Raw genomic sequence first — 20505 nt, forward strand, 5'->3', positions numbered from 1 at the left:
CGATGAAAATCAGATATGGCCCGACTATATGATATCGCGCAAACGGTGGCCGATCGTCGGCCCTGGTGGAGAGCGCAATGTCTATCTCAATTTATCGCCTGACAGTGCCTGTATTTCAGCGTGGCCTGACAACCCTATCCGCTTATCTCGACAAGGCGGAGGCCTTCGCCAGCGAGACGGGCATCGATCCCGTGGAGCTCGTCGCCACACGGCTGGCGCCAGACATGCTGCCGTTTTCCGGCCAGTACCAGCGCGCCACCGATAGCGCCAAGCTTGCCATTGCACGGCTAACGGGCGCCGATGCACCGAAATTCGAGGATAACGAGACGACGATCGCTGATCTGCGGGCGCGTGTCGCTAAAACGGAAGCCTATCTGGCGACCGTTTCGCCGGATGCGCTCGATGGCGCCGAAACGCGCGAGGTCGTCATCTCTCCCGGTGGCCACAGAACGGTCTTCCGTGGCGACGACTACGTCATGAGCTTCGCCCTGCCGAATTTCTATTTCCACATCTCGATGGCGCACGCGATCCTGCGCAACAAGGGCGCGCAGATCGGCAAGCTCGATTATCTCGGACGTTTCTCCTGACGCGCGCTCAGGGCCGGTGTCGAACCGGCCCATTCTCCGTCAGTTCGGTATAGGCCAGGGTCTGGTCGAGGTGGCGGGCGCGCAGCGACAGCAGCTTTTCAGCATAAGCGAGCCGCGTCGACGCGTGCGCCGGGTCGGCCGCGACATTTCGCAGCTCCATCGGGTCGTTCCCGAGATCGAAGAGCAACGGCGCCAGACCGGCAAAATGCACATATTTGAAGTTCTCGTCCCTGATGACGGCGAGATTGCATTCGTTCGATCGCAGGCCGAAGTGGCGCTCGGCATGCTGGTGAGCGATATCGCGAAAATCGAACTCCCAGAAGGCCGCATCCCGCCAGTTCACGACCTCCCTCCCCTCGGTGAAGGGTAGCAGCGACTGCCCGTCCAGGCCGTTTTCCGGCTCGACGTTCAGGCGCTCGCAAAGCGTCGGAAAGATATCGGCGGCGCTGGTGAAGTGCTCGACCGTTTGGCCACGGTCGGCCGATCGGGGATCGCGAATGACCAGCGGGATGTGATAGCTCCCGTCAAAGAAGCCGCCCTTGCCGAAGGTCCAGTGATCGCCGGCCATCTCCGCATGATCCGACGTGAAGATGATGACGGTGTTTTCCCAGGCGCCGGCATCCTTGAGCGCGGCCCAGATCCGGCCGAGCTGCGCGTCCACCTCGGCGATCATTCCATAGTAGATGGCGCGGATCGCCGCGATGTCTTCTTCGTTCCAGTCGTCGACCGGGCCTGTCGCGCCGTGGATGAAGCTGCCCTTGTCGTTGCGCGGCATCGCGTAGGCGAGATAGGGGTGCAACGCCTGCTCGCCCTGTCGATCGGTCGCGCGGGAGAAGGTGGGTCCATCCGCAGGCGAAAACATGTCGCTATAAGGTGCCGGCGCGGAAAATGGCGGATGCGGGCGCAGGAAGGATATGTGTGCGAACCACGGCCTGTCCTGTTCGCCGAGCCATCGAATGAACTCGCCGGTCAGGAATGCCGTCTGCGTTTCATCCTTCGAATAGGCGGTTGGGGCGTTGGAAATCTCGCCGGGCGTGGCGTTGACGGGGGTATGAATGTCGCGGCTCGTGGCATCCTCGTGGCCGCGCGAGCGAAGCCAGGACAGCCACTGTCTCTCATGTTCCGGGAGCAGTTGCCGCGCGGTGAAGCCGGGGAGCAAGCCTTCATAGGTGGTCAGATGCGGATCGTTGGCATTGGTGCCGCGCGGATCGGGCGCGGTATCCGTGTAGCCGAACAAGGTCGGCTCGTAGCCCGCGCGGCGTGCGGCGAGCGCCAGATTGTCGAACCTGCCATCGAGGGGCGAGCCGTTGCGGCAAACCCGATGGTTCATCTGGTAGAGACCGGTATAGAGCGTGGCGCGCGCCGGCGAACACGGCGCGGCACCAGCGAAATGACGGGCAAACAGCGTGCCCTCGGCCGCCAGCGCATCGACATTCGGTGTCCTGACGCAGGCGTGGTTTCGTGCCGAGAGGCAATCACCGCGCCACTGGTCCGCGGTGATCAGCAGAATGTTCGGTTTGCCCGTCATCGATCTGGCCAATCAGTGATGGTTGGATTTCGAATGCCAGTTCCAGGCCGAGCGGATGATCTGGGAGAGATCGTGCTGCGGCACCCAGCCGAGCACCTCGCGTGCCTTGTCGTTGTTGGCGACCAGCGTATGCGAATCGCCTTCGCGCCGACCGACATACTCGACGGGGAATGGCTTGGCGGACACGTCCTCGATGGCGCCGAGCAGTTCCTTGACCGTCGTGCCGGTGCCGGTGCCGAGATTGAGGGCGACCGATTCACCGCCGCGCAGCAGATGCTCGACGGCGCGGACATGCGCATCGGCAAGATCCAGCACGTGGATATAGTCGCGCACGCAGGTACCGTCGCGGGTCTCGTAATCGCTGCCGAACACCTTGAAGCCGTCGCGCCGGCCAAGCGCCGCGTCGATCGCGAGCGGGATGGCGTGGGTTTCCGGCTGATGCCACTCGCCGATGCGGCCTTCGAAATCGGCGCCGGCGGCGTTGAAATAGCGCAGCACGACCGAGCGGAAGCCGGTGTACTTGTCGTAATCGGCAAGCGCCTGCTCGACGATGTATTTCGTCTGGCCGTAGGGGTTGATCGGCACCTGCCGGTGCGTCTCGTCCAGTGGCACGCTTTGCGGCAGGCCATAGGTCGCGCAGGTGGAGGAGAAGACGAAAGCCTTGATGCCGGCAGCCTGGGCAGCCGCCAGCAAGGTCAGCGTGCCGATGACGTTGTTTTCGTAGAAGGCGACCGGATCCTTGACCGACTCGCCGACCTCGATCAGGGCCGCGAAGTGCAGGATGGCCGCGGGCTTGTGCTTGGCCAGAACCTCGTCGAGGCGCGCGCGATCCCTGATATCGCCTTCTTCCGCCGGCCCCCATTTGACGAACTCGCGGTGCCCGTTGGAGAAGTTGTCGTAAACGACGGGCTTGAAGCCCTTGTTGGCGAGATCGAGACATGTGTGGGAGCCGATATAGCCCGCACCACCAACGACCAGAACTGTTTCACCTGCCATGCACCACCTTCTGTGATTTGGAATCGGACAGCACCAGAGTTAGGCCAACGACATGGCGATAAAAAGAACGAAGTGGGCTCCCTGGCGCTTTCACCGCATCTTATGGCCAACGCGATTACCGATTTTCAATCGCCGAGATCGAAGGCCGATCGAACAAGGACTATTCGCCTGCGATGCATGATCAACACATGAAGACCCGAGAATATTCCCGGAGGTCCTGATAGAAACTGTAACTTCGACTGCAGTGATACTGCCTTATTTTAGCTTTCATGCATGGTCTATGCTTTGAGTTCCTGTCCAATGTCGTCGTGCTTGGACTAATCGACTTCAAAGATATCTGGAAAATCATCGCGCATGGATGCAGCTATTCGCAAGTTCATCTTTCATGATCTCCAAACGATCGAGGGTTACATCGATCCTCCGGATGCTCTGGTGTTCCTCGCGATCCTGCGGCACCAAGCTCTCGCGGGTTTTGAAGGCGCGGTCGCGGAGATCGGCGTCTATTACGGGCGATCCTATTTCCTCTTCCGGCGCATCTGCGGCGACCGTGAGCCAATCGTCGCCATCGATCTTTTCGATATCGACGGTGCAACGAAGGGCAGCGCGCAATATCTGCAGTTCATCGAGAACGGCCGCCGGCTCGGCCTTCCTGTGATGGAAGATCTGGTGATCAAGGGCGACAGCACGCTTCTGAAGCCAGCCGACATCTTCGCGAAGGTGGGAGCGGTGCGGTTCTTCAGCATCGATGGCGGGCATATGCTGCATCATGTCCTGTCCGACACGCATCTGGCGGCGGATACGCTGACCGATCATGGCATCATCGCCTTCGACGACACGTTCAACCCGACGTGGCCGGAGGTGACGGTCGGCGTCGCCGACTTCCTGCGCGAGCAGCAGGGCGAGTTCGCGGTCTTCTGCATCACCAAATACAAGACCTATGTGTGCCGCCGAGCGTTTCACGCCGAATATTCGAGGGCGATCGCGGCCTCGCCCGATCTTGCCGCGTTCGAACATGTCGAAACCGAGTTTCTCGGGTCAAAGGCGGCGCGGCTGGAAAATCCGATGCGTCGGCGGCTCGTGCACCAGCTTCTAGTGCGCAGCGGCATGGGCGTGTTTTCGGAGCGAGCCTATCGATAGCCGGCTTGCGGCGTTCAGGGCGATAGAAAGAAAAATGCCTCGCCGAAGCGAGGCTAGTCCAAGGCCGCTTCGGGGAAAACGGAAGCGACGCGGCTGTTTTATTGCTACGCTAACTTTGCGCAAGCGCAGTTTGGCGAATTTCGGTACGCCCGGCGAAATCGAATGGAGCGACGATCAGGACCGGCGGCCATCGCTCTTCAAGCCCGCAACAAGCCGGCGACCGCGACGAAGGGCTGTGAAGGCGGCGCCGACCGCGATCAGCCATAGTGCTGCAAACAGGACTTGGTCGGTGCCGCCCCAGAGCGGCTGAAACACCGATAGAATGGCGGCGGCCGATATTGTTGCCATACGGTGCTGCTTGGCCATGGGGCCGGAGAAATCGCTTGGCTGCCCTGTGGCCCGGCCGAGTTCGCGCGCATAGGCGGTGAGCACGGCAAACGCCGCCGCCGCCCAGCCAAGCCCCGGCGCCCCGATGCCCACCCCTGCCCCGACAAGGATCAGGATGTCGGCGACCCGGTCGGGGAACTCATTCCAGAACGGCCCATCTGCCGCCCCCTTCCCGCCCTCGACCGCGACCATTCCGTCGAAGAGATTGCAAAGCAGCCGCAGCTGGCAAAAAAACGCGGCCGCGACGAAGAAGGGCGCCTGCGCCCAGCCCGTTTGATGTCCCGACAAGAAGAACGCGCCGCCAGCAAGCGCGGCCGCGATCATGCTTGCCTGCGAGATCCGGTTTGGCGTGACGGATTTCGACGCCAGCCATTGCGCCGTCGAACGCGCCCAGTGCGTGTCGCGGCTCGCCAGCGGCCTGCGGTCACCTGTTTCGCTCATGCCCGCTTCCCCTTCCGGTACAGTGAATAATTGTAGATCGCCGCATAGCTGGTCGAGACCGCCAGCGGCAGCGCGATCGTTTTCAAAATTTCAGGGGTGCCGCTCAGCGCGTGGATCGTCGCCAGAATGGCGCTCGATGCCAGGCAGGCAATCAGTGGCGGCGCCCAGAGGGCGTGCGTTCCAGAAGTCCGGCGCGACAGCTGCTCGACCGCGGTTTTCAGAAACAGCGTCAAAAGGGCGGACAACGTGCCCTGGACGAGGCCGGCGAGCAGAAAGCGGCCGGGTGGGTAGCCCCGGTTCGCGAACATCGCCCAGCCGCCCATCGCGCAGAAGGCGAAGGTCACATGGGTGATGCCGTTGCCCGCGATACGCCGCAGTCGGGTCGTCATGTGACCGACCACCAGTAACGGACGATATGGAAGAAGATCGGGGCGGAAAAGACGACGGAATCGAGCCGGTCGATCAGCCCGCCATGGCCCTCGATCAGGTTGCCCCAATCCTTGACGCCGCGGTCGCGCTTGATCGCCGACATCACCAATCCGCCGAAAAAGCCCATCAGGGTGATGACGAAAGCGAGCAGCCCGGCCTGGAGCGGCGTGAACGGCGTGATCCACCAGAGGCCGGCGCCGATCAGCGTGGCGCTGGCAACGCCGCCGACAAAGCCCTCGACGGTCTTGGAGGGCGAGAGCTTCGGGGCGATCTTGGTGCGGCCGAAGAGCTTGCCCCAGACATATTGGAGCACATCGCTCAGTTGCACGATGATGACGAGGAAGGCGATGAGCAGCACATTGCGGCCCTCATAGCCGGCGATCGTCAGCGTCAGCAGCGCGGGAACGTGGGAAGCGCAGAAGACGCAGATCATCAGCGCCCATTGTACCTCCGCGATCCGGTCCAGAAAGCGCTCGGTGTCGCCGCGCAGCACCGAGATGATCGGCATCAGCAGGAAGGCATAGACGGGAATGAAGATCGAGAAGATGCCGTACTGTTTCGTCCAGAGCAGAAAATACTGCAACGGCAGCACGATGAAGAACGCGGTCGCCAGCGCCCAGTGATCGGCGCGCTTCGTCTGCGTCAAGGTGATGAATTCGCGCAGCGCCGCGAAGGAGCAGAAGGCGAACAGGACCAGGATGCCGACGCGGCCGATCATGAAGGCGATGCCGATCAGGATCGCCATCACCCACCACGCCTTGATGCGTGCGTTGAGGTTCTCGATGGAGGCGTTGCCGCCGTCCGGCGAGAGGCGCCGCTGCAGGACATAGCCGATCGCGGACGCCACGACGAGCACCGCGAGGATGCCGAGAACGAGCGTGAAGAGGTCGGAATTCGCCGTATTCATTCGCCACCGCCTGGCTGCTTTGGAGAGAGGGCGAGAAGGGCCGTCCGCGCCCGATCGAGAAAGGCCTGCTTGTCTTCGCCAGGATGCATGTGCATCGGCTCCCCGAAGGTGACGGTGCAGATCAGAGGGATCGGAACGATCTCGCCCTTCGGCATGACGCGGTTGAGATTGTTGATCCAGACGGGGATGAGGCGGATATCCGGACGCACTGACGCGAGATGGAAGAGCCCGCTCTTGAACGGCAGGAGCGAAGCATCCGTCAGATTGCGGGTTCCCTCCGGAAAGAGAATGAGCGAGGAGCCGGCATCCAGCGCATTGGCCATCACCTCGATCGGATCGCTGGTCCGCTTGTCGCGCTCGCGTTCGATCAACACCGCGTCGAAGACGTCGCGGCCGATAAAACGGGTGATCGCGGATTTCAGCCAGTATTCGGCGCCCGCCACGGGGCGTGTCAACCGACGCAGACGGGGCGGCAGAACGGCCCAAACCAGAATGAAATCGCCGTGGCTCGAATGATTGGCGAAATAGACGCAGGTGTCGGCCGTGGGGCCGTCGCCCGACCAAATGGCGCGCACGGCCGTTATGGCGCGCGCAAACAGAACGATGGCCGTCGCCACCGGCCTCGCGATCATCGTCCGTACCAAAGCGATCCCCCGTCCACCCGACACATTCAAGATGTGTAGCCTTGTTTCATGCGGATCAAAAGCCCTCGGCTTTTGCTCGACCTCCGGCGGCCGCGTCCATCCCGGGAAAGGGCACGAGATGGTGGAGCAAAGCGTTAACCATGCTTCGGTAGGAATGATGTCGAACACAACGGAACGAATCGATGTCGGTAAACACAAGCAAGAGTTTGAAGGCCATGACCACAAGTGAAATCGTCCTTTTCCCTGTGGCCTCGCGCGCTGGCGACATCGACCGCAGCGCCGCCGAACTCGAGCGCCTGCACGGTGCCGATGCCGTTCAATACTGGAAGACCGAGTGCCGGCGCCTGGCGAGCGAACTGGAATCGCTCGGCCTGCCAGAGGCGGAAGTTCGCCACCAGGTGATGGTTTTCCAGGCCGAGGTGCAGCAGGCCCTCGTGCTGCGCTCGCAGTCGCGGGCGATTTCGCAAAGCCGCAGCGGCCGCGCGCTGAAGCGGTGAGCGGGAGAGTGTGAGTTTTGTTGTGCGGCGTGGCGATATGGAGCCGAAGCTGCTAGAGGCAAGGCAAACCCGCCACGCGAAAAGGAACCGGCGATGATCCAGCCAACGGCTTCGTTCAAGGACAATCTGAAACTGTTGCCGTCAGTCGAAGGCCTTGCTCGCATAGACCTTACCGACCCGGCCGGCGTCGTTGTCGCGACGATCGAAAATCAGCCGGGCAAACAGGGCTCGCTCGCGGTCTATCAATATTTGCGGCAATGTTTCGGCATCCTCGACAAACAGGCCGCGACCTACGCGCTGGACCTTTTCGCCGAGCACACCGCCGACGCGAAAACCCGCCCCGGCGCCCATCCCAATATCGACCGCTTGCTCGATATCATCGGCGGCGCTGCCCCGTTGGGCATTCAACTTGTTGCTCGGTGACGAGCGCCATGCAGGCCAACCTGCGAGTTTGACGACGACCTCGATGTGCCGGTGAAGCACGCGGGGGCGACGACGTCGGCTTTCGCCGGCTTCCTGCGCCAAGATTTCGGATATATCGACCCCGGACATTGGACGTTGCAAACAACGGACAACCGCGTTCTGCACGAGGGTGTCATCTATGTCAGGTGCGGATTGTTGCCGATGTGCCCGGGTCGGACATCGGGGAATATGGCGGAGAGGGTGGGATTCGAACCCACGATACGGTTGCCCGTATGCCGCATTTCGAGTGCGGTGCTTTCGACCACTCAGCCACCTCTCCGCTTCGTTGGTCGGCGCTTGTTCGGCGCGGGCTGTCTCATAGCGAGAGTTTGGCGGGCTGGCAAGTCGTAATCTCAAGCCATTTCATCCTTTTGTCATCCTTTTACCTTGACAGTTTTTTTATGCTCGCGTATCTGCGCAACCCAATAGGTGTGGATAAATCCGCGCCTTGTCCGTCCCGCGCCCGCGCGGGGCATCACCGGCAGCCAGAGTTCCCGGGCAAAAGCCCTGAAATCCCTGCTTAACATCGACTGATAAAAAGACGGCCACCTGTTTGATGCGGGTCGAGCCGGAACGAACATGAAAGGATAAAAAATGTTCGCAGTCATCAAGACCGGCGGTAAGCAGTACCGTGTGGCGGCAAACGACGTGCTGACCATCGAGAAGCTTGAAGTCACCGCTGGCGAATCGATCGAATTCACCGAAGTCCTCGTAATCGGCGAAGGCGCCGATGCCGCGATCGGTGCTCCCTTCGTCAAGGGCGCGTCCGTCAAGGCCGAAGTCGTCGAGCACAACCGCGGCAAGAAGGTCATCGCCTTCAAGAAGCGCCGTCGTCAGAACTCGAAGCGCTCGCGCGGCCATCGCCAGCACCACACCGTTGTCCGTATCACGGACATCGTGGCTGCTAAGTAAGATCACGGGACTTAAGGTTTAAAGGAGAACTCCAATGGCACACAAAAAAGCTGGCGGTTCGTCGCGCAACGGTCGCGATTCTGAATCCAAGCGCCTTGGCGTGAAGAAGTTCGGCGGCGAAGCCGTCATCGCAGGCAACATTATCGTGCGTCAGCGCGGTACGCAGTGGCACCCGGGTTCCAACGTCGGCCTCGGCAAGGATCACACGATCTTTGCTCTCACCGCCGGCAATGTGAACTACCGTACGAAGGCCAACGGCCGCGTATACGTATCCGTGATGCCGAAAGCGGAAGCAGCGGAATAAGCCGGTAGCGCTTTATAGCAGCCGGTGTCTCATCGACCCGGCTGAGCGTACCAGGTTCAGTCAAGACAAAAGGGGAGATGGGGCACCACCCATCTCCCCTTTTTCTTTACCCTCAAGGAGGACTGAACCATGCAAGGCGAATTGTTACGGAGAGACCAAAGGTCTCCCGAAGAGCGGCTGCGGCCGGAGCGGTTAAGGACCGATTGCCCTGTCTTACTGTCGGAAAGGCTCGTCATGCGCGCGCCCCACGAAGAAGACATCGACGCCCTTGCCCATCTCGCCAACAACGCCAAAGTCGCCACAATGGTGTCGCGCATGCCGCACCCGTATACGGCCAATGATGCCGCCGACTTCGTGCGACGCACGAAAAATGGCGAGATTGGCAAGTGCGTCTATGCGATCACCAAAGCCGAAAACGGCGCCTTCATCGGTTGCTGCGGTGTCGAGCCGCATCTCGACGGTCGTACCGTCGAGATCGGCTATTGGCTGGGCGAGCCCTACTGGAACCAGGGCTTCACGACCGAGGCCTGCCATGCGCTCGTCGACATGGTGTTCCGCACCCGCGAGGATGTCGATCAGATCGACGCGCGTTGCCGGGTGATGAACGTCGCCTCGCGGCGGGTCATCCAGAAGTGCGGTTTCCAGTTCCAGGGATCGGGGCTTGCCGCCTCGCTGGCGCTTGGGAGCAACGTGCCGGTCGAATGGTACAGGCTCGACCGCAAGACCTGGATGTCGCTGAGAAGCTGGGGGAGCGTATTATGAGCGCGCTCAGCCTCGAAAGGCCAAGACCCCAGGTCGTCACCGCCGGTTCGCAGCCCGATATCGCGACCGAGCGGCTTCTTCTGCGGGCGCACCGGCTAAGCGATGCCGACGCGATCGCGGAATCGCTGTCCGACTTCGCGGTGACGCGGATGCTGGCACGGGTGCCCGCACCCTACGACCGGCAGGACGCGCTCGACTGGCTGGTGCCGGTGACGGCGGGCCGGCTGCCGGACTGGCAGATGGCGATCACCAGTGGCGACGACGCCCATATCGGCGTGGTGTCGATCGAGCTTCGCCATGGCCGCTGGCATCTCGGCTACTGGCTGAACCGTTATTACTGGCGGCGTGGCTACATGAGCGAGGCGGTTTCCGCCACGCTCGAGCGCTTCTCGCGGCGCATGCCCGAGACCGTCGTGCATTCCGGTGTCTTCGCCGACAATCCGGCGTCGCTGAGGCTGCAGGAAAAGCTCGGCTTCCGCATGACCGGTTGCAGCGAGGTCTTCAGCTTCGCCCGCAACACGATGGTGACGCATGTCGAGACCATGCTGAAGCCCGGCGCGTTGCAGCAAGGCAAGAGCGCCTCATGATGAAAATTGGAGGCGCCCCAGATCTCGGGGCGCCTTCTCAATTGTCGATCTCGACCCAGACGGGGAAGTGGTCGGACCCCATGGCCGAGGTGTCGATCCGTGCGGATCTTAGCCGGCTTTCAAGGCCAGAACCGACGAAGACGTAATCGAGATGCATGCGCTTGCCATGATTTGCGGGATCCATCCAGCTGTAGCCGTCGGGCTGATAGGCGCCGAGCGCCTCGAAGGCGTCTACAGGGGTGCCGATGCGCGCCGTGCGGCCGTAATATCCATCCTTTCGGCCGGCGAAAGCGCAGTATTCGGGCGATTCCGGCAGCATGTTGAAGTCGCCCATGACGAGGTAGTCTTCGGGCAGCGGAAGCTCCTCGATCTCGAACTCACGCGCACCGGTCAGCGATCCGCCCTCATGAGGGAAGGCGTTGATGCGCTCGTTCAGATAAACCAGCTGGCGGATGCGCTCGTCGCTGGAGATGTGATCGAGATGGACGGAGTAGACGCGCACGGCGCCGCTGGGAAGGTCGATGACGGCCTCGGTGGCGCAGCGTTGCAGGTTGAGCTTGGAGAGCGTTCGGCTGCGCGGCAGAAGCAGCGTGCGGGTCGACAGGATCGGCCAGCGCGACAGGATCATGTTGCCGAACTGCATGCGCATGCCGCGCGGTGCCGGATGGCCGTCGATCTCCGCGACATGCAGGTCGCAGCCCGGTCCGTAGACCCAGAAATGGTCGGGGAACAGGGCGCCGAGATCGGCCACCATGTCGGCATATCGGTTTCGCGCGAAGCCGCGGGTGACTTCTTGGAGCGCGATGACATCGGCGCCGGCAAGACTGTCGGCGATTCGTTTCAGATCGTACGTGCCGTCGAGACCGAAGCCGTACTGTATGTTATAGCTCGCAAACCTAACGATAATCTTTGACCTCCGGCTGAACGGCCTATATCGATCAGGCCGAGACGGGCGTCCAACTGACACCGAATGATGGAAGTAAAATGAAATTTCTCGACGAAGCAAAGGTCTATATCAAATCCGGCAGCGGCGGCGCGGGTGCCGTGTCGTTCCGGCGCGAGAAGTTCATCGAGTTCGGCGGGCCTGACGGCGGTGACGGCGGACGCGGTGGGGATGTGTGGGTGGAGACCGTCAATGGTCTCAACACGCTGATCGATTTCCGCTTCCAGCAGCACTTCAAGGCGACGATCGGCACGCACGGCATGGGCCGCAACCGCACCGGCGCCAATGGCGAGCATGTGACGCTGAAGGTGCCCGTGGGCACCCAGATCTTCGAGGAAGACCAGGAAACGCTGATCTGCGACCTGACGGAAGAGGGGCAGCGCTACTGCCTCGCCCGTGGCGGCAATGGCGGGTTCGGCAATGCGCACTTCAAGACCTCGGTCAATCAGGCGCCGGATTGGGCCAATCCTGGCCTCGAGGGCGAGGAAAAGACCATCTGGCTGCGGCTGAAACTGATCGCCGATGCCGGTCTGGTCGGGTTGCCGAATGCCGGCAAGTCGACTTTTCTCGCGGCGGTTACCCGTGCACGCCCCAAGATCGCCAATTATCCTTTCACGACGCTGCATCCTAATCTTGGCGTTGCGACGATCGACGAGCGCGAATTCATTCTCGCCGACATTCCCGGCCTGATCGAAGGCGCGCATGAGGGCGTCGGTATCGGCGACCGGTTCCTCGGCCATGTCGAGCGCACGCGCGTTCTGCTGCATCTCGTGTCCGCGCAGGAAGAGAATGTCGGCAAGGCCTACAAGACGGTCAAGCACGAGCTCAGGGCCTATAGCGACGAGATCGGCGACAAGCCGGAGATCGTGGCGCTGTCGCAGATCGACATTCTCGACAAGGCAACGCTGACGAAGAAGACCAAGGAGCTGGCCAAGGCCTGCGGCAGCACGCCCTACCAGATCTCGGCGGCAACAGGCATGGGCATGACCGAGGTGTTGCGTGCGCTGCGCGATATCATCGTCGAGGCCAATGCCGATGCGAACATTCTTGAAAAGCCGGCCAAAGCGCTGAAGGTGCGTCATCGCGATATTATCGCCGACGAGGACGAGGCCAATGACTAGGCACAAGGCGCTGGGTAGCTACCGGCGCATCGTTATCAAGATCGGCTCCGCGCTGCTCGTCGATCGCAAAACCGGCCTGAAGAAGAGCTGGCTGGATGCGATGTGCGCCGATATCGCGAAGTTAAAGGCCAAGGGCGTCGATGTGCTCGTCGTGTCGTCGGGCGCTATCGCGCTCGGGCGCTCGGTTCTCGATCTGCCCTCGGGCGCGCTGAAGCTCGAGGAAAGCCAGGCGGCGGCGGCCGTCGGACAGATCGCCCTTGCGCGCGACTGGTCCGAGAGCCTGTCGCGCGACAGGATCGTTGCTGGCCAGATTCTGCTGACGCTTGGTGACACGGAAGAGCGCCGCCGCTATCTCAATGCGCGCGCGACGATCAACCAGCTGCTGAAGATCGGCGCCGTTCCCATCATCAACGAGAACGACACGGTTGCCACCAGCGAAATCCGCTATGGCGACAATGACCGCCTTGCGGCGCGCGTCGCGACGATGGCGGGCGCGGATCTCTTGATCCTGCTCTCCGATATCGACGGCCTCTACACGGCTCCACCGCATCTCGATCCGGATGCGCGGTTTCTGGAGACGATCGCCGAGATCACCCCCGACATCGAGGCGATGGCCGGCGGTGCTGCTTCCGAGCTGTCGCGCGGCGGCATGCGCACCAAGATCGACGCCGGCAAGATCGCGACGACCTCGGGCTGCGCGATGATCATCGCATCGGGCAAGACCGACAGCCCGCTGTCGGCGATCGAGAACGGCGCGCGATCCTCGTGGTTCGCGCCCTCCGGAACGCCCGTAACTGCCCGCAAGACCTGGATCGCCGGCCAGCTGCAGCCGGCCGGAGAGCTTCATGTCGACGACGGCGCGGTGACGGCGCTGGGCGGCGGCAAGAGCCTTTTGCCCGCTGGCGTGCGCAAGGTCGTCGGCCTGTTCAGCCGTGGCGACACGGTGGCGATCGTCGGCCCGAGTGGCCGGGAAATCGCGCGTGGATTGGCCGGCTATGACGCCGAGGAAGCGCGCCAGATCACCGGCCGCAAGTCGAGCGAGATCGAGGCCATTCTCGGCTATGCCGGGCGCGCGGCGATGATCCACCGCGACGACATGGTCATGACCTCGCAGATCAATTCGAAGTCGGAAAGGCAGAAGAAGGACGCCGCCCATGCTTGATACAGTCGTGCAAAGCCCTGACATTGACGCGCTGATGAATGACATCGGCCGCAAAGCCAAGGCTGCCGCGCGACCGTTGGCCTTCGCCTCGACCGACGCCAAGAACGCTGCCCTGAATGCCATGGCCGATGCGATCCTGGCGGACAAGGAGCGTATCCTTGCTGAAAACGCGCGGGATCTCGAGGATGCGGCGGGCTCCGACATGCTGCCCTCCTTCATCGACCGGCTGACGCTCAGCGACAAACGCGTCGCGGAGATGGCCGATGGCATTCGGGCGATCGCAGCTCTGAAGGACCCCGTCGGCGAGGTGGTCAGCGCCTGGGATCGTCCGAACGGCCTGAAGATCGAGCGCGTACGCACGCCGCTCGGCGTGATCGGCGTGATCTTCGAGAGCCGCCCGAATGTGACGGCGGATGCCGGTGCGCTCTGCGTCAAGGCGGGCAATGCCGTCATCCTGCGATGCGGTTCGGATTCGCGCCGTTCATCGCAGGCTATCTATGAGTGCATGGTGCGCGGTCTGAAGGCGGCCGGGCTCCCGGAGCATGCCATCCAGCTCGTTCCGACCGCGGATCGCGCCGCCGTCGGCGCCATGTTGCGCGGCTTGGGTGGAGCGATCGACGTGATCATTCCGCGCGGCGGCAAGAGCCTTGTCGCGCGGGTGCAGAACGAAGCCCGGGTGCCCGTCTTCGCGCATCTGGAAGGGCTCTGCCATATCTATGTCGATGCATCCGCCGATCTCGATATGGCCAAGGAGATCGTCGTCAACGCCAAGATGCGCCGGACGGGGATTTGCGGCGCGGTCGAGACCATTCTTGTCGACAGCGCAGCCAGCGACACGCATCTCGTTCCGCTACTCGAAGTGCTGTCTGATGCCGGCTGCGAAGTTCGCGGCTCCTCGAGCGTCGTGAAGGCGGCGCCGGGAACGAAGGCGGCGACCGAGGAAGACTGGTCGACGGAATATCTCGACGCTATCGTGTCGGTCGCTGTCGTCGATGGCATCGATGGCGCGATCAAGCATATCCAGACCTATTCGTCGAACCACACCGAAGCCGTGATCGCCGAAGACGCAGCCGTGGTCGAACGTTTCTTCACCGAGGTCGATTCCGCCATCCTTCTCCACAATGCCTCCACGCAGTTTGCCGACGGTGGCGAGTTCGGCATGGGCGCGGAGATCGGCATCGCGACCGGCAAGATGCATGCGCGAGGCCCCGTCGGCGTCGAGCAGCTGACCTCGTTCAAATACCGCGTGCATGGCACCGGCCAAGTCCGGACCTGATGTGATCAACGAGGACTTGGACCGACGCTATCTTCGCGTGCCGCATGCCGAGCGGGGCATGGTGGTCGGTCTGTTCGGCGGCTCCTTCAACCCGCCGCACCAGGGCCACGGGCTTGTGGCGGAGATCGCCATCAAACGGCTTGGCCTCGATCAGCTGTGGTGGATGGTCACCCCCGGCAATCCTCTCAAGGACCCGAGCCAGCTGCTGCCCTTGGCGGAGCGGGTGCGGCTCAGCGAGAAGCTTGCCAAGCATCCGGGTATCAAGGTCACCGCGTTCGAGAAGAAATTCGGCACCACCTTCACCGCGGAAACGCTGGCACGGATCAAGGCCGGCAATCCGCATGTGCATTTCATCTGGATCATGGGTGCCGATAGCCTGAAGACGTTTCACCGGTGGCAGCGGTGGCAGGATATCGCCCGCATGTTCCCGATCGCCGTCATTGACAGACCGGGTGCGACGCTGTCGTTCCTGTCGTCGAAGATGGCAAAGACCTTCGATTTCGCCCGGGTCGACGAGGACGATTCGAGAGCGCTCTGGAAGAAGCCGGCACCGGCCTGGACATTCATCCACGGGCCAAGATCGCGATTGAGTTCGACGGCGATCCGCGCGCAGAACGGCACCTAATTCAATCCATTTCACCAGGCTGGAAAATGAAAAGCCCGACGGGGGAGGATCCGTCGGGCTTAAAACTTGATCGGCAACTGGGAGGAGGAGTGTTGCCGATCGCTTATCGAACAGCTTTGGGAGGAGGAGATCGCTGTCCGATGGGTAACTTATATGATGAGTATTCCAGAAAGGGAAGCGAAATTGGTGCATCGCAGCAATGCGTTTTCGGCATGTGTTTAAGTGTCGCAGTGGCGCGGCTGCTTATTTTCTTAGCAATCTCCGTCGCTTACGCGCCGAAAGCTGATGTTTTTCAATTGGCTCGCGGCGCAAATGCGGGCTCGTACCAACAGGGATGGGCCGGATGCGATCGTTCCGTTGTTTCACATGCATGGATCTGACTGGCTGCATTCCTCGATGCGTTGTGTTCGTTGAAACATAGCGCTGGCCAACCGCCATATTCCGTTATATCTCTCCGGATATCTCGTCGTATTGGGGAACCCGAAATGCATAATCGTCGTCATTGGATGAAACTTGCCGCGGTCGCGGTCTCCGCGCTCTGGCTTGGCGCCACGGCCGGCTTCGCCGCGGACAAGGTCACCGTTTTCGCCGCCGCCAGCATGAAGAATGCGCTTGATGCGGCCAATGCCGAATGGGCCAAGGAAAGCGGCAAGGAAGCCGTCGTCTCTTATGCGGCGAGTTCGGCGCTTGCAAAGCAGATCGAAGGCGGCGCGCCGGCGGATGTGTTCATCTCGGCCGACCTCGACTGGATGGATTATCTCGCCAAGAAGAATTTGATCAAGGAAGACACGCGCTCCAACCTGCTCGGCAACAGCATCGTGCTCGTCGCCGCCAAGGACAAGGTCAAACCGGTCGATATCAAGCAGGGCTTCGATCTCGCGGGCCTGATCGGCGACGGCAAGCTGGCGATGGGCGAAGTGAAGTCCGTGCCGGCAGGCAAGTACGGCAAGGCGGCGCTTGAAAAGCTCGGCGTCTGGGCCTCGGTCGAAGGCAAGGTCGCGGGCGCTGAAAGCGTGCGCGCGGCGCTGGCGCTGGTCTCGCGCGGCGAGGCTCCGTTCGGCATCGTCTACAAGACCGATGTCAATGCCGATCCTGGCGTCGCCGTCGCCGGCACCTTCCCGGCTGACTCGCACCCGCCGATCACCTATCCGATCGCGATCCTGTCCGAAAGCAAGAACGCCGATACAGCGGCCTATCTCGAATTCCTGAAGTCGGAAAAGGCGGCGCGCTTTTTCACCGAACAGGGTTTCACCATCCTGAAGTAATTGCGGTTTTATACGCAACTGCCTAGCGTGAAGGCCCACCACGGTGGGCCTTCGTTTTTTCGGGAGCATGGCATTTGGAAGCACTTGGTCTGAGCAGCGACGAATGGACGGCGATCTTGCTCAGTCTGCGCGTGTCTGTTGTCGCGACGCTCGCCAGCCTTCCCTTTGGCATCGCTATCGCTCTCATCCTGGCGCGCGGCCGCTTCTGGGGCAAATCCGTCCTCAACGGCATCGTGCACATGCCGCTCATATTGCCGCCCGTCGTCACCGGTTTCATCCTGCTTGTGCTGTTTGGCCGGCGCGGGGTGATCGGCGGCTTTCTCGATCAGTATTTCGGCATCGTCTTCTCCTTCCGCTGGACGGGAGCGGCGCTTGCCTGCGCGGTGATGGCGTTTCCTCTGATGGTGCGCAGCATCCGCCTCTCCATCGAGGCCATCGACCGCAAACTGGAGGAAGCCGCAGGCACGCTGGGCGCAAGCCCGATCTGGGTGTTCCTGACCGTGACGCTTCCCTTGATCTTGCCCGGCATCATCGCCGGCATGATCCTGGCATTCGCCAAGGCCATGGGCGAGTTCGGCGCGACGATCACTTTCGTGTCCAATATCCCGGGCGAGACGCAGACGCTGTCGGCCGCGATCTATTCCTTCACGCAGGTGCCGGGCGGGGACGCGGGCGCGTTGCGGCTGACCCTTGTGGCCGTGGTCATTTCCATGGCGGCGTTGCTCGCATCCGAGTTCCTGTCACGCCTCATCGGACGGAGGATCGATCCGCAATGACGCTCGTGGTCCAGGCAAAGCACAGGTTTGACGGGTTCTCTCTCGATGCGGGGTTCACGTCGGAACGCGGGATCACCGCATTGTTCGGCCGTTCGGGTTCGGGAAAGACCTCGATGATCCGGATGATCGCCGGGCTGACACGGCCCGATGAGGGCAAGATCAGCCTCGACGGCGAAACACTGACGGATACCGCCAAGCGCGTTTTCGTTGCCAAGCACCGCCGACGGTTCGGCTACGTGTTTCAGGAGGCGCGGCTGTTTCCGCATCTGACCGTTCGCCAGAACCTGACCTATGGCCGCTGGTTCGCGCCCAAGGGGGCGCCAAGGGAGAGCCTCGAGCGGATCGTCGACCTGCTCGATATCGAAAAGCTGCTCGGGCGCGGCCCGCAGCACCTGTCCGGCGGCGAAAAGCAGCGGGTGGCGATCGGCCGCGCGCTGCTGTCGTCGCCGCGCCTGCTGCTCATGGACGAGCCGCTCGCGGCGCTCGACGAAGCGCGCAAGGCCGAGGTGATGCCGTTCCTCGAGCGTCTGCGCGACGAGATGGATATTCCGATCGTCTATGTCAGCCACTCCGTGGCCGAGGTGGCGCGGCTTGCCGATCAGGTCGTCGTCATGCAGGACGGCCGGGTGAAGGCTGTGGGAGCGGCGACCGAGGTGCTCAGCCTGCCCGCCGCGTCCTTGGACCGGCGCGAGGCGGGCGCCGTGCTGCAGGGGCGGGTCGAGGCCGTCGATAACAGGCACCGCCTGGCGACCGTCGCCATGGCGGCGGTGCGGCTACGTGTGCCCGATGCCGGTCTTGCGCCGGGCAAGATGGTTCGGGTTCGTATTCCCTCTCGCGACGTGATGCTTGCCACCGAAAGGCCGCGAGGCCTGAGCGCGCTCAACGTGCTTGATGGTACCGTCCTGGCGGTGACCCCTTCAGGCGATGCGACCGTCGACGTCACAATCGATTGCGGCGGTGATGCGATCCTGTCCCGGATCACCAGCTTTTCAGCCGAGCGCATGGCGTTGCAGGCCGGTATGCCGGTCTTCGCCATCATCAAGACGGTTGCGCTGGAGCCTTAAGCGGTCGGCTCGGTGCCGTCGATCACGCGGTTGCTCTCCAGCCAGGCAAGATCGTCGGCCAGCGTTGTCAGGATCGTCCGTTCCATCTGCCGAAAGCGTGCCAACAGCTCCTCGCCGAAGGCCGTCAGCGCCGCGCCGCCGCCCTTCTGGCCGCCGCGTTGCGATTCCACGACCGGATGCTTGAACATCCGGTTCATTTCGCTGACCAGCAGCCAGGCGCGGCGGTAGGACATGTCCATCGCGCGGCCGCCGGCGGAGATCGAGCCGGTTTCCCTGATGTGCTCCAGCAGTTCCATCTTGCCGCGTCCCAGCCGGTCCTCATGCGGGAAACTGATGCGGAGTACCGGGACAAGCGTGTTTTCGGAGCTGTTTTTCATGTCGATCTTCGCATCTGGAACGAAGCATCACTTTACGCAGGGTGGCTGCGACTGTACACAGCCCGGCAGGATGCACTTGAAGGCTGAGCCATCCGTTGCTGCCGCGCCAAATCCGGCATTCATGCTTTGTGATCGCGGGCGTCTTGAAACATTTATGGTTCGGTGCCTATCTTAATCATGATTTGGTTTTCCAAATCAGTGATGTGCATGCTTTGTCATTCCGAGAAAGGGAAAGCACTGACAACAGTACACGCAAAGGGAAGCACGAAAGTCGTTGTCCCGAAGAGCCCGGAACGTGGCGTTGATGCCGCTGCCCGCGCCCTGCACACCGTCCTCGTCAGCCTCGAGGACTCCAAAGCTGAAGATATCGTTTCCATCGACATTGCCGGAAAATCGGCGCTCGGCGACTTCATGGTCGTTGTCTCGGGCCGCTCGAGCCGCCATGTCATGGCGATCGCCGATCACCTGCTCAGCGATCTGAAGGATGAGGGCTTCGGCTCCGCCCGGGTCGAAGGTCAGGATGCCGGTGATTGGATCCTGATCGATACCGGCGATGTCATCGTGCATGTCTTCCGTCCCGAAATTCGCGAGTTCTACAACATCGAAAAGATGTGGCAGGCTCCCGATCTGGACGAGACTCTGCACTGATAGGTCTGCTGGCGGGCCGTCTGGACGCTGCGTCCGGCGCCTGATAGATGGCTGTGATTGGGCCGGCGGCGCGCACGCCCCGGCCTGCGGCACCTTTGAGCCGCGAAAAGCCTGATAGCAGGAGCGGACATATGCGCGTTGGTCTTTTTGCCGTGGGGCGGCTCAAATCCGGCCCGGAGAAGGATCTTGCGGCGCGTTACTTCGACCGTTTCGCCAAGGCCGGTCCGGCAATCGGCCTTGAATTCTCCCGTGTTGTCGAAGTCGCGGAAAGTCGCGCCTCCAATGCCGACACGCGCAAGCGCGAGGAAGCGGCCATGCTGCAGAAGTCGCTGGCGGATGGCGGTATTCTCATTCTTCTCGACGAGCGCGGCAAGGCACTCGACAGCGAAGGCTTCGCCAATCTTCTCGGCAATTACCGTGACCAGGGCAAGCGCGAGCTGCTGATCGCGATCGGCGGCGCCGATGGGCTTGATCCGGCGCTCTACGATCGTGCCGACGCAACCCTGTGCCTGGGCAAGATGACCTGGCCGCACCAACTCGTCCGAACGCTGATCGCGGAACAGCTTTATCGCGCCGTGACGATCCTGTCCGGCCATCCCTACCATCGTGTCTGAGTGCTCACGATCATTCACGCAGGTGTGTCTTGCGCGATCGGGCGGCAGGCCTCA

At 62.1% G+C, this 20505-nt stretch carries 26 protein-coding genes and 1 tRNA gene; 18 read left to right on the forward strand and 9 right to left on the reverse strand.

The features are described 5' to 3' along the window. The first annotated feature begins 77 nt into the window (after positions 1–77). Positions 78–587: a DUF1993 domain-containing protein gene (locus P3R82_RS26055; protein ID WP_283195873.1), complete on the forward strand. Its 510-nt coding sequence runs from the start codon at positions 78–80 to the stop codon at positions 585–587. Between the two features lie 7 nt (positions 588–594). On the opposite strand, the gene P3R82_RS26060 is transcribed toward P3R82_RS26055, so the two are convergent. Both P3R82_RS26060 and galE read right to left on the reverse strand, forming a co-directional pair. Further along, a complete protein-coding gene (locus P3R82_RS26060; RefSeq protein WP_283195874.1) occupies positions 595–2115 on the reverse strand; it encodes an alkaline phosphatase family protein in 1521 nt (506 codons plus the stop codon). 12 nt (positions 2116–2127) lie between these two features. Then, positions 2128–3111: a UDP-glucose 4-epimerase GalE gene (gene galE / locus P3R82_RS26065; RefSeq protein ID WP_018901079.1), complete on the reverse strand. Its 984-nt coding sequence runs from the start codon at positions 3109–3111 to the stop codon at positions 2128–2130. A 354-nt stretch (positions 3112–3465) separates the two neighbouring features. Between galE and P3R82_RS26070 the strand changes: the two genes are divergently transcribed. Further along, positions 3466–4248 carry a class I SAM-dependent methyltransferase gene (locus P3R82_RS26070; RefSeq protein ID WP_283195875.1) on the forward strand — a complete coding sequence of 261 codons (783 nt, stop codon included), beginning with the start codon at positions 3466–3468 and terminating at the stop codon, positions 4246–4248. Positions 4249–4422: 174 nt separating this feature from the next. On the opposite strand, the gene P3R82_RS26075 is transcribed toward P3R82_RS26070, so the two are convergent. From P3R82_RS26075 to P3R82_RS26090, 4 genes are read right to left on the reverse strand one after another with little or no spacing between them, the layout of a single operon-like run. Then, positions 4423–5076 (reverse strand): CDP-alcohol phosphatidyltransferase family protein, encoded by a 654-nt coding sequence (locus P3R82_RS26075; protein WP_283195876.1) that lies wholly within the window; start codon positions 5074–5076, stop codon positions 4423–4425. Next, positions 5073–5465, reverse strand: a complete 393-nt coding sequence (locus P3R82_RS26080; RefSeq protein WP_283195877.1) for a hypothetical protein — start codon at positions 5463–5465, stop codon at positions 5073–5075. Before P3R82_RS26080 ends, P3R82_RS26075 begins: the two co-directional genes overlap by 4 nt. After that, positions 5462–6412 carry a phosphatidate cytidylyltransferase gene (locus P3R82_RS26085; protein ID WP_283195878.1) on the reverse strand — a complete coding sequence of 317 codons (951 nt, stop codon included), beginning with the start codon at positions 6410–6412 and terminating at the stop codon, positions 5462–5464. The genes P3R82_RS26080 and P3R82_RS26085 overlap by 4 nt, the downstream gene beginning before the upstream one ends. Next, complete coding sequence (locus P3R82_RS26090) at positions 6409–7044, reverse strand: lysophospholipid acyltransferase family protein (protein WP_283195879.1); 636 nt, start codon at positions 7042–7044, stop codon at positions 6409–6411. Before P3R82_RS26090 ends, P3R82_RS26085 begins: the two co-directional genes overlap by 4 nt. A 194-nt stretch (positions 7045–7238) precedes the next feature. On the opposite strand from P3R82_RS26090, the gene P3R82_RS26095 reads away from it, so the two are divergent. Continuing rightward, a complete protein-coding gene (locus P3R82_RS26095) occupies positions 7239–7553 on the forward strand; it encodes a DUF6074 family protein (protein WP_283195880.1) in 315 nt (104 codons plus the stop codon). A gap of 93 nt (positions 7554–7646) precedes the next feature. Continuing rightward, the gene (locus P3R82_RS26100; RefSeq protein WP_283195881.1) at positions 7647–7976 is read left to right on the forward strand and encodes a DUF2322 family protein; all 330 of its coding nucleotides are present in this window, start codon (positions 7647–7649) and stop codon (positions 7974–7976) included. A 229-nt stretch (positions 7977–8205) separates the two neighbouring features. Here the strand turns inward: P3R82_RS26100 and P3R82_RS26105 are convergent. Then, positions 8206–8295 (reverse strand) — tRNA-Ser (locus P3R82_RS26105). 314 nt (positions 8296–8609) lie between these two features. Here P3R82_RS26105 and rplU point away from each other — a divergent pair. The 4 genes from rplU to P3R82_RS26125 all read left to right on the forward strand — a co-directional run bounded on the left by rplU (position 8610) and on the right by P3R82_RS26125 (position 10580). Further along, on the forward strand, positions 8610–8927 hold the full coding sequence (rplU, locus tag P3R82_RS26110; RefSeq protein WP_018901071.1) for a 50S ribosomal protein L21: 318 nt from the start codon (positions 8610–8612) through the stop codon (positions 8925–8927). Between the two features lie 34 nt (positions 8928–8961). After that, on the forward strand, positions 8962–9231 hold the full coding sequence (rpmA, locus tag P3R82_RS26115) for a 50S ribosomal protein L27 (RefSeq protein ID WP_004127267.1): 270 nt from the start codon (positions 8962–8964) through the stop codon (positions 9229–9231). Positions 9232–9360: 129 nt separating this feature from the next. Then, positions 9361–9993 carry a GNAT family protein gene (locus P3R82_RS26120; protein ID WP_283195882.1) on the forward strand — a complete coding sequence of 211 codons (633 nt, stop codon included), beginning with the start codon at positions 9361–9363 and terminating at the stop codon, positions 9991–9993. Beyond that, positions 9990–10580 carry a GNAT family N-acetyltransferase gene (locus P3R82_RS26125; protein ID WP_283195883.1) on the forward strand — a complete coding sequence of 197 codons (591 nt, stop codon included), beginning with the start codon at positions 9990–9992 and terminating at the stop codon, positions 10578–10580. The genes P3R82_RS26120 and P3R82_RS26125 overlap by 4 nt, the downstream gene beginning before the upstream one ends. Positions 10581–10617: 37 nt before the next feature. On the opposite strand, the gene P3R82_RS26130 is transcribed toward P3R82_RS26125, so the two are convergent. Further along, complete coding sequence (locus P3R82_RS26130; protein WP_283196425.1) at positions 10618–11484, reverse strand: endonuclease/exonuclease/phosphatase family protein; 867 nt, start codon at positions 11482–11484, stop codon at positions 10618–10620. 80 nt (positions 11485–11564) lie between these two features. Between P3R82_RS26130 and obgE the strand changes: the two genes are divergently transcribed. The 8 genes from obgE (at position 11565) to modC (ending at position 18812) form a co-directional block, all read left to right on the forward strand. Continuing rightward, on the forward strand, positions 11565–12644 hold the full coding sequence (gene obgE, locus P3R82_RS26135; RefSeq protein WP_283195884.1) for a GTPase ObgE: 1080 nt from the start codon (positions 11565–11567) through the stop codon (positions 12642–12644). Then, positions 12637–13806 (forward strand): glutamate 5-kinase, encoded by a 1170-nt coding sequence (proB, locus tag P3R82_RS26140; RefSeq protein ID WP_283195885.1) that lies wholly within the window; start codon positions 12637–12639, stop codon positions 13804–13806. Before obgE ends, proB begins: the two co-directional genes overlap by 8 nt. After that, complete coding sequence (locus tag P3R82_RS26145; RefSeq protein ID WP_283195886.1) at positions 13799–15082, forward strand: glutamate-5-semialdehyde dehydrogenase; 1284 nt, start codon at positions 13799–13801, stop codon at positions 15080–15082. The genes proB and P3R82_RS26145 overlap by 8 nt, the downstream gene beginning before the upstream one ends. Next, positions 15057–15707 (forward strand): nicotinate-nucleotide adenylyltransferase, encoded by a 651-nt coding sequence (locus P3R82_RS26150; RefSeq protein WP_283195887.1) that lies wholly within the window; start codon positions 15057–15059, stop codon positions 15705–15707. Before P3R82_RS26145 ends, P3R82_RS26150 begins: the two co-directional genes overlap by 26 nt. A gap of 26 nt (positions 15708–15733) precedes the next feature. After that, the gene (locus tag P3R82_RS26155; protein WP_283195888.1) at positions 15734–16087 is read left to right on the forward strand and encodes a hypothetical protein; all 354 of its coding nucleotides are present in this window, start codon (positions 15734–15736) and stop codon (positions 16085–16087) included. Positions 16088–16192: 105 nt separating this feature from the next. Next, a complete protein-coding gene (gene modA, locus P3R82_RS26160; protein WP_283195889.1) occupies positions 16193–16972 on the forward strand; it encodes a molybdate ABC transporter substrate-binding protein in 780 nt (259 codons plus the stop codon). Between the two features lie 74 nt (positions 16973–17046). Beyond that, positions 17047–17748: a molybdate ABC transporter permease subunit gene (gene modB, locus P3R82_RS26165; protein WP_283195890.1), complete on the forward strand. Its 702-nt coding sequence runs from the start codon at positions 17047–17049 to the stop codon at positions 17746–17748. Next, entirely contained in the window at positions 17745–18812 is a 1068-nt protein-coding gene (gene modC, locus P3R82_RS26170; RefSeq protein WP_283195891.1) for a molybdenum ABC transporter ATP-binding protein, read from the forward strand. Before modB ends, modC begins: the two co-directional genes overlap by 4 nt. On the opposite strand, the gene P3R82_RS26175 is transcribed toward modC, so the two are convergent. Beyond that, entirely contained in the window at positions 18809–19189 is a 381-nt protein-coding gene (locus P3R82_RS26175) for a winged helix-turn-helix domain-containing protein (RefSeq protein ID WP_283195892.1), read from the reverse strand. The two genes, modC and P3R82_RS26175, sit on opposite strands and share 4 nt — an antisense overlap. A gap of 207 nt (positions 19190–19396) precedes the next feature. Here P3R82_RS26175 and rsfS point away from each other — a divergent pair, with 207 nt between their 5' ends. Together rsfS and rlmH are read left to right on the forward strand one after the other, a co-directional pair. Continuing rightward, a complete protein-coding gene (rsfS, locus tag P3R82_RS26180) occupies positions 19397–19837 on the forward strand; it encodes a ribosome silencing factor (protein WP_037112036.1) in 441 nt (146 codons plus the stop codon). Positions 19838–19968: 131 nt separating this feature from the next. Beyond that, on the forward strand, positions 19969–20451 hold the full coding sequence (gene rlmH, locus P3R82_RS26185; protein ID WP_283195893.1) for a 23S rRNA (pseudouridine(1915)-N(3))-methyltransferase RlmH: 483 nt from the start codon (positions 19969–19971) through the stop codon (positions 20449–20451). Positions 20452–20505 lie beyond the last annotated feature (54 nt).

This window comes from Rhizobium sp. AN80A (genome assembly GCF_030053015.1).
In the GTDB taxonomy this organism is placed as follows: Bacteria; Pseudomonadota; Alphaproteobacteria; order Rhizobiales; family Rhizobiaceae; genus Rhizobium; species Rhizobium metallidurans.

What these genes read in the sequence shown, in the direction of transcription:
- P3R82_RS26055 (WP_283195873.1), top strand. Translation starts at nt 78, where the DNA reads ATGTCTATCTCAATTTATCGCCTGACAGTGCCTGTATTTCAGCGTGGC.
- P3R82_RS26060 (WP_283195874.1), bottom strand. Translation starts at nt 2,115, where the DNA reads ATGACGGGCAAACCGAACATTCTGCTGATCACCGCGGACCAGTGGCGC.
- galE (WP_018901079.1), bottom strand. Translation starts at nt 3,111, where the DNA reads ATGGCAGGTGAAACAGTTCTGGTCGTTGGTGGTGCGGGCTATATCGGC.
- P3R82_RS26070 (WP_283195875.1), top strand. Translation starts at nt 3,466, where the DNA reads ATGGATGCAGCTATTCGCAAGTTCATCTTTCATGATCTCCAAACGATC.
- P3R82_RS26075 (WP_283195876.1), bottom strand. Translation starts at nt 5,076, where the DNA reads ATGAGCGAAACAGGTGACCGCAGGCCGCTGGCGAGCCGCGACACGCAC.
- P3R82_RS26080 (WP_283195877.1), bottom strand. Translation starts at nt 5,465, where the DNA reads ATGACGACCCGACTGCGGCGTATCGCGGGCAACGGCATCACCCATGTG.
- P3R82_RS26085 (WP_283195878.1), bottom strand. Translation starts at nt 6,412, where the DNA reads ATGAATACGGCGAATTCCGACCTCTTCACGCTCGTTCTCGGCATCCTC.
- P3R82_RS26090 (WP_283195879.1), bottom strand. Translation starts at nt 7,044, where the DNA reads ATGATCGCGAGGCCGGTGGCGACGGCCATCGTTCTGTTTGCGCGCGCC.
- P3R82_RS26095 (WP_283195880.1), top strand. Translation starts at nt 7,239, where the DNA reads ATGTCGGTAAACACAAGCAAGAGTTTGAAGGCCATGACCACAAGTGAA.
- P3R82_RS26100 (WP_283195881.1), top strand. Translation starts at nt 7,647, where the DNA reads ATGATCCAGCCAACGGCTTCGTTCAAGGACAATCTGAAACTGTTGCCG.
- rplU (WP_018901071.1), top strand. Translation starts at nt 8,610, where the DNA reads ATGTTCGCAGTCATCAAGACCGGCGGTAAGCAGTACCGTGTGGCGGCA.
- rpmA (WP_004127267.1), top strand. Translation starts at nt 8,962, where the DNA reads ATGGCACACAAAAAAGCTGGCGGTTCGTCGCGCAACGGTCGCGATTCT.
- P3R82_RS26120 (WP_283195882.1), top strand. Translation starts at nt 9,361, where the DNA reads ATGCAAGGCGAATTGTTACGGAGAGACCAAAGGTCTCCCGAAGAGCGG.
- P3R82_RS26125 (WP_283195883.1), top strand. Translation starts at nt 9,990, where the DNA reads ATGAGCGCGCTCAGCCTCGAAAGGCCAAGACCCCAGGTCGTCACCGCC.
- obgE (WP_283195884.1), top strand. Translation starts at nt 11,565, where the DNA reads ATGAAATTTCTCGACGAAGCAAAGGTCTATATCAAATCCGGCAGCGGC.
- proB (WP_283195885.1), top strand. Translation starts at nt 12,637, where the DNA reads ATGACTAGGCACAAGGCGCTGGGTAGCTACCGGCGCATCGTTATCAAG.
- P3R82_RS26145 (WP_283195886.1), top strand. Translation starts at nt 13,799, where the DNA reads ATGCTTGATACAGTCGTGCAAAGCCCTGACATTGACGCGCTGATGAAT.
- P3R82_RS26150 (WP_283195887.1), top strand. Translation starts at nt 15,057, where the DNA reads ATGGCACCGGCCAAGTCCGGACCTGATGTGATCAACGAGGACTTGGAC.
- P3R82_RS26155 (WP_283195888.1), top strand. Translation starts at nt 15,734, where the DNA reads ATGAAAAGCCCGACGGGGGAGGATCCGTCGGGCTTAAAACTTGATCGG.
- modA (WP_283195889.1), top strand. Translation starts at nt 16,193, where the DNA reads ATGCATAATCGTCGTCATTGGATGAAACTTGCCGCGGTCGCGGTCTCC.
- modC (WP_283195891.1), top strand. Translation starts at nt 17,745, where the DNA reads ATGACGCTCGTGGTCCAGGCAAAGCACAGGTTTGACGGGTTCTCTCTC.
- P3R82_RS26175 (WP_283195892.1), bottom strand. Translation starts at nt 19,189, where the DNA reads ATGAAAAACAGCTCCGAAAACACGCTTGTCCCGGTACTCCGCATCAGT.
- rsfS (WP_037112036.1), top strand. Translation starts at nt 19,397, where the DNA reads ATGCTTTGTCATTCCGAGAAAGGGAAAGCACTGACAACAGTACACGCA.
- rlmH (WP_283195893.1), top strand. Translation starts at nt 19,969, where the DNA reads ATGCGCGTTGGTCTTTTTGCCGTGGGGCGGCTCAAATCCGGCCCGGAG.